Raw genomic sequence first — 6,037 nt, 5'->3', positions numbered from 1 at the left:
ATTTTCAACATCGACGATCCCTCTCTTTTGTAGTGATACGTCGATTATCCGTGATTAGTGAGGAATTTTAAATCGGTGTTATTGAGTATTTTAACTCCGGCAGTGACATGTACAATTGTTCGTTCATTTCCGATGTTCAAAAAGCATCTAAATACAGCAAACAGAGCGTATTTCTTTTCCCCACCGAACCGTTTTATGGCAATATCGATTGCTTCTTTCTCTATTTTCCTAGATTTTTTTAACGCATTCACAGTTTCCGAAAGATAACTTTTCGTGATTTTTATGGAATTATTATTACCTTTTGATAGATTTGACCTTATTTTTGATGTGACTTATATACTTATTTACAGAAAATTTGCAATTTTATATATACAAGGATAATTCATCTGTGTTACCTTCTAATTGTAATATAATAACAATTTTGGATGTTTGAGGATGATTAAGAAGTTGGCTTTGGGAGTTGTAGCAAGTAGCATGTTGTTAGGGTTCGGAGTGGGAGATCTTGGTGGGGCATCAAAGGCAGAAGCGGCAGTGCCAGTTGAGGCTAGCATTTCACCAAAAAATGTTTCACGAACTGGCAGTTCTACATCTGTCACTAAGACATTGAGTTGGGGTGGCGGTACTGGCTCCTCTTACCATGTATATTACAACGATGGAAAATATGCCGCTATTGATGACCGGTATTCAAGTTACCGAACTACCAATACTTCCAGTTATTCTATCTCATCAAGCACTACTTCAAAGACTTGGAACGATTTTTTGAGAGTAACGGGAAGTAAAGTCGCTACTGACTCAGGTACTATCAAATTATCTAGGTAATGGTCGAATCATGCACATAGACTGCTCTGGCGGTCTATGTGTGTTATAACAATGTAATGAATTGGGGTATCGAGATGTTATATGTACATAATCTTATGAAGAAGTATGGGAACAATGAAACACTGAATATATTAGACGGAGTGAACTTAGAGGTTAAAGAGGCTGTATGGTGCAGCATAGTCGGTCCATCTGGGACAGGTAAATCTACTTTATTGAAGTGTATCGCCGGGCTTCTGAAACCCGATGACGGTTCGGTACGCATGCTTAATCATGATATATATTCGATGACAGAAGAAGCACGGAGTAATTTTCGAAGAACGAATATCGGATTTATCTTTCAGGATTTTAAGCTCTTATCCCATTATTCGGTTCTAGAAAATGTCATTATGCCGTTGCTCTATGACAAGGATCGCAAATGGCTTATGGAAAAGGCGAAAGATTTATTAAAGTTGGTCGGAATTCCTGAATCCCTGCACAATCGGCTGCCCGATAGTCTGTCAGGAGGAGAAAAGCAAAGGGTTGCTATTGCAAGGTCAATAATTGGCGATCCTGAGATTATATTATGTGATGAACCTACAGGGAATTTGGATACAAAGAATCGAGATCGAATCATCGAATTGCTATTAAACATACAAAAGCGTGGAACCACAATCATTTGTGTCACCCATGACCTTGAGGTCGCCGAAAAAGGGGATTGTGTATATCGTCTAAATGAGGGGCTGTTAACGAAAGAAGAGATGATTCATCTATGATTAGACTCATCATCAGCCGAATACTAAACAGGAAAATCATTTCGCTCATCATGGTTATTGCCTTTTTGAGCATATTCTTCCTCATTCCGCTTGGTTCCCAGTACACCCTTCAGTCACAAGTTTCAGTAAAAAATACACTAGAAAAGCACGGCAGAGGAAGCTATGACATTTTGCTGCGACCATCTGACTCACGAACCGAGATTGAAAAGACAATCGGGATTGTGGAAGAAAATTATGTTGGAGACGGCAAAGGTGGAATCTCCATATCCGAATGGGAGGAAATCAAGGATAATCCTGATATTGAAGTGGCCGCCCCTGTTGCCTCTCTTGGATACTTCACCGGAAGGCAAGCGTCCATTATATTGCCTCCTTTGGAACATCCAGCTCGATTCAAATGGCAATTCTACACATCGGATGGGCTAAATAAATACCCATTAGGAGAGAAACAAATCCTAACCTATTTCGATAATTCCAAGCCAGATAACCTCGAATATGTCTGGTATCCACAAGGACAGGATATGTTGGCGGGCAAAAGCATGTATGTTGTCCTGCCCCCTAGCTATCATTTATTGACAGCTATTGACCCAGAAAGCGAGAAACAATTAACCGGGATAGATTTTTCAGATTTATATGCTGACCTAGATGACCCTAAATTTTCTTTGTTCAGCCAAATGAGACAGAATTACAATAATCCACCTGTTATCAAGGTTTTACAGAGAAGTGAAATTGACAATCAAATTCATATGGAACTTTCGGTAGAGAAATTGGATGTTAGCCTTGCAGATTATAAGAAAAAACTAGGCTTAACGGATGAGCAGATACTATTGAATGCGTATGAAAAAAAAGATGAATTGGGGAAGGTCGTAGAAGAGTTAAATAAGGAGCCTGGTTCAGACAGAAAGGATTTTGACTTTGACCTTTCTATATTCCAAAGACCTTTTGAGAGTGTAGCCATGAAGATTAGAGATGATTTTAAGGTGGAGACGTCCAATGGGTCTATGTATAGCTTTAACACCTCTCAATACTATACAGCCCAGAAAATTGATTACAAGTTCAAAGGCGAACAAATTCAGGTTGAAAAGGTTCAAGAAGGGAATCCCCCTTCCTATAAAGAAGTGGTACAAAAAGGGGCTGGTCTAGAAGAATCTGATGAAGTTCCATTCATGATCTTGCAAACGGGTGAATTCACGGCAAGCGAGAAGAAAGGACAATTAGCTTCCAGTCCTTTGGGTATTTATTCAACTAGCACGACGACCACATCCAAGGGAGAGTCATTGACTCCGACATCAGTCCCAGGCAGCTTTGTTCCTGCACCTAGCAGCGGAGTCACAACATTGGATTCTGCTGAACTCGTTAAGGGAGATAAACCAATTGACGCCATTCGGATTCGTATTGATGAAATCACGAAATATGATGCCTCCGCACAAGCAAAAATAGAGAATGTAGCGAAAGATTTGTTGGAGGCAGGCTATGAAGTGGATATTGTCGCAGGTTCATCATTCAAGGAGCAACAATTGGAGGTTGAAGGTATCGGACAAGTGACAGAGCCGTGGACAACCCTGGGTGTAGCTCAAGCAATAGAAACCAGTTGGAATAAGACCATTAATGTCGCCTTATCACTATTCTTTCTATTTGGCCTATCTTGGCTGATGGCTCGTTTAGTCTTTGAAAAAAATATTTTAAAGGCAGAGAACCAAACATTGTTCCTCATAGGTTGGTCTCCAAAGAAAATACTCCAACGGAACTATTCAGAGCAAGTAATTTTGCAAAGTCTTGCTTTCTTAACAGCTTTTATATTGTTGTTCTTCGTTTTTGAAAAAAGCTATGCGTTTCTATACGCAATGGGACTCTTCCTGTTTTCGTTAGTCATCACATATGGAGTGTTGGCAAGAGAGGAGAAATCTCGAGTACGATTGGAAGCGTATAAAAACTTTTCAAGCATTAGGCATTATCTATCCATCATTGCACCGACCATGTTGACCTTATTTACTTCTACTTTCCTCTTAATTGTACAGATGGCTATCATCGGGGAAACAATATCTGAAATGGATAACACGACCATGGGCCAATTCATCAACAATCAAACATTGACCATACAAATGACTATCGTTGCTATGACCATTATATTAACCGTTGTGAGTATGATAGAAGGTGTTCATTCATTGATTTTAAAAAGAAAAGATGAATTCAATATGTATCACACGATTGGGTGGACTAAATCCACTATTTTAAAACATTTCTTAAAGGAAGTATTACTGTGGGTCATGATAGCAATCTTTGCTGGTGTAATTGGCGGATATTCACTACTCGTTATACTAAAAGTACCGTTACTCTGGTGTATGATTGGGCTACTGTTTTCATTGATTAATATCATCATTCCAATCTTAACGGTGGTGCTAGCGAAAAAGTATGAAAATGACTGAAACCCATCGTCGATAATATTTAGGGGATTTATCCCTAATCTCCATGTTCGCATCGATTGCTCTGGTTGAGAAATATAGGATGTTCCCAACTCGAACCTTGCCATGGCTGGATTGTTCCAGGAGCTCATTGATTTCGTGCAGGTATTTCCTGTTGATTTGTGAATTGGTCATATTCAGTTACTCCTCTCCGTTACATTAGTCGGTTTTTCCTCAGTATAACCGCATAAGCGAAAAAAAGACCGACATCCCTTTTCGGGATGTCGGTCCGGTTATCCATATGTTATCGGTATGAGGCCGTTTTCGATTTCTTTTTCCAAGATGCCATGACAAGCATTTATCCGGGTTGGGTACCAATACGTCTTACTGTCATACACGACTACAATGAGGTTTAGCCTTCCCAATTCGCAAGCGACATGACTGCATTGTTGCTCCAAACGAATATAAGTTGGGATAGTAATGCGTAATCATCTAATGAGGCGTTGATCTAAGAAGGATTCATGTTCTTTTATGTTGAACTCCTTATGGAAGAAAAGGGCAGTTTAGCGGAAGAAGGATTTTGGTTTTAAAATGAAGAATTATCTACCAATAGGCACTTGATCTTCCTATGTTTTATATAGGAACAAGGGGGAACTGTGATGATTTTAGACTTAAAAGGCGAACATAAAATGGAACCAGTTATAGGAATGCTTTACGCAATGGTAGATGAAAATTATAAACGGTTAAAATCCATTGTTGCTGGTATGTCGCAAGAAGAATTAGATTACAAGGGTCCTAATCAGAAATACAACAGCACAGCCCAATTGCTAAAGCATTTATCTTATGTTGACCTAAGCTGGGTATTTAGAATAAAGGGAGAAATGATACCCAAAGAATATGAAGAAAAATTGGGTCCAATGTTAGATGAAAATGGCCAATTACCGTTAATCAAAGGCATTTCTTTGGAGGTAATCATTAATCAATATGATGATGTTGTAAATATGATTAGGAATTTATGTTATCAGCTAACAGATAAACAATTAAATCATATAGTTAATTATGAAAATGGAAACCAAGCAACAATCCAATGGGGGATTTGGCATATAGCCGATCATAGTAGATATCACCAAGCTCATATCAATCAACTGCGTAAATGGTATAGCCTTAAATTAGTGTGGTGATTGAGATATATGAGCAGGCGTTTTTACTAAAGGGGCAGTTTAGCGGAAGAAGGATTTCCTTCATCAACTCTAGAATAGTAAATAACAAGGTATTTTAAGTAAAGGATAATTGATGAGGAAGGAGGTCGATTTTATGGGATTCTGGTATTTCCTCATATTATTTATAGGTATCTTTTTAATGGCTATGGCTTTTATAAAACGTTCAATAAATGCGGTAAAAAAACTGACTCTGTTGTTATTAGGAGTTTGTATGATTACTTTCTCTTTATTTATGTTCCAAGACGGTAGTGCAGAAATTGTGGATAATTTATTAAAATCTTTTAATATCAATTTGTGAAAACTTGTATGTTTTAAAAAATATACTTAAAAAAACGGGGGGCGTTGACCCAAGCAGGATTAATGCCTTTTTATGTTGAACTTCTTATGGAAGAAACGGGGCAGCGCGACAAGTTTTGTTATAAGCACTCCGGTGCGAAAGACGAGGAATTTCCACAGAAACTCTAACTTTATAACCGAGGATAGGAATGATAAAACCATGTATTTTGAAACTATCCCATTGATACTCCTGCATGCGTCATAATGGACAGATTATGGGGTATGAAGCTCAGGTGAAGTCGGCAGAACAAAGGCTAAAGCCATTCCTTTCAGGATAAAGGTATGCCAATGGATATGCCGGATGGCTGAAAAACTAAATAAGGTGAGAATTTTCTTACACAAAGAACGGACGAACTTCCGAATGTACAGGTCTAGAGTTTTGAACAATAGGAAACTATTGTACCACCCTTACGGTGGTGTGAGTGATGTGGAGTAAAAATTGCCCCTCTGAAACACGTTATATCGAACAATGGCGGTATCCAGCTCACAGGCTTACAGGAAGCACCTACGT

5 protein-coding genes are annotated in these 6,037 nt (G+C 38.7%); all 5 read left to right on the top strand.

Features of this window, described 5'->3' with window-relative positions:
* Positions 1 to 435: 435 nt before the first annotated feature.
* The 5 genes from AC622_RS16150 (at position 436) to AC622_RS16130 (ending at position 5,488) form a co-directional block, all read left to right on the top strand.
* On the top strand, positions 436 to 819 hold the full coding sequence (locus AC622_RS16150) for a hypothetical protein (protein WP_049672003.1): 384 nt from the start codon (positions 436 to 438) through the stop codon (positions 817 to 819).
* A gap of 74 nt (positions 820 to 893) precedes the next feature.
* Positions 894 to 1,571, top strand: coding sequence for an ABC transporter ATP-binding protein (locus AC622_RS16145; RefSeq protein WP_049672002.1), 678 nt, complete (start codon positions 894 to 896; stop codon positions 1,569 to 1,571).
* Positions 1,568 to 3,994 (top strand): ABC transporter permease, encoded by a 2,427-nt coding sequence (locus AC622_RS16140; protein WP_049672001.1) that lies wholly within the window; start codon positions 1,568 to 1,570, stop codon positions 3,992 to 3,994. Before AC622_RS16145 ends, AC622_RS16140 begins: the two co-directional genes overlap by 4 nt.
* A 635-nt stretch (positions 3,995 to 4,629) precedes the next feature.
* On the top strand, positions 4,630 to 5,151 hold the full coding sequence (locus AC622_RS16135; RefSeq protein WP_197089948.1) for a DinB family protein: 522 nt from the start codon (positions 4,630 to 4,632) through the stop codon (positions 5,149 to 5,151).
* 133 nt (positions 5,152 to 5,284) lie between these two features.
* On the top strand, positions 5,285 to 5,488 hold the full coding sequence (locus AC622_RS16130) for a hypothetical protein (RefSeq protein ID WP_049672000.1): 204 nt from the start codon (positions 5,285 to 5,287) through the stop codon (positions 5,486 to 5,488).
* Positions 5,489 to 6,037: the final 549 nt, after the last annotated feature.

Source organism: Bacillus sp. FJAT-27916 (assembly GCF_001183965.1).
In the GTDB taxonomy this organism is placed as follows: Bacteria; Bacillota; Bacilli; order Bacillales; family Pradoshiaceae; genus Pradoshia.
Note: the sequence above shows the minus strand (reverse complement) of the source record. Positions and strands in the feature narration are given on the sequence as shown.

Coding starts and splice junctions, on each gene's coding strand:
- AC622_RS16150 (WP_049672003.1), top strand. CDS start 436: ATGATTAAGAAGTTGGCTTTGGGAGTTGTAGCAAGTAGCATGTTGTTA.
- AC622_RS16145 (WP_049672002.1), top strand. CDS start 894: ATGTTATATGTACATAATCTTATGAAGAAGTATGGGAACAATGAAACA.
- AC622_RS16130 (WP_049672000.1), top strand. CDS start 5,285: ATGGGATTCTGGTATTTCCTCATATTATTTATAGGTATCTTTTTAATG.
- AC622_RS16135 (WP_197089948.1), top strand. CDS start 4,630: ATGATTTTAGACTTAAAAGGCGAACATAAAATGGAACCAGTTATAGGA.
- AC622_RS16140 (WP_049672001.1), top strand. CDS start 1,568: ATGATTAGACTCATCATCAGCCGAATACTAAACAGGAAAATCATTTCG.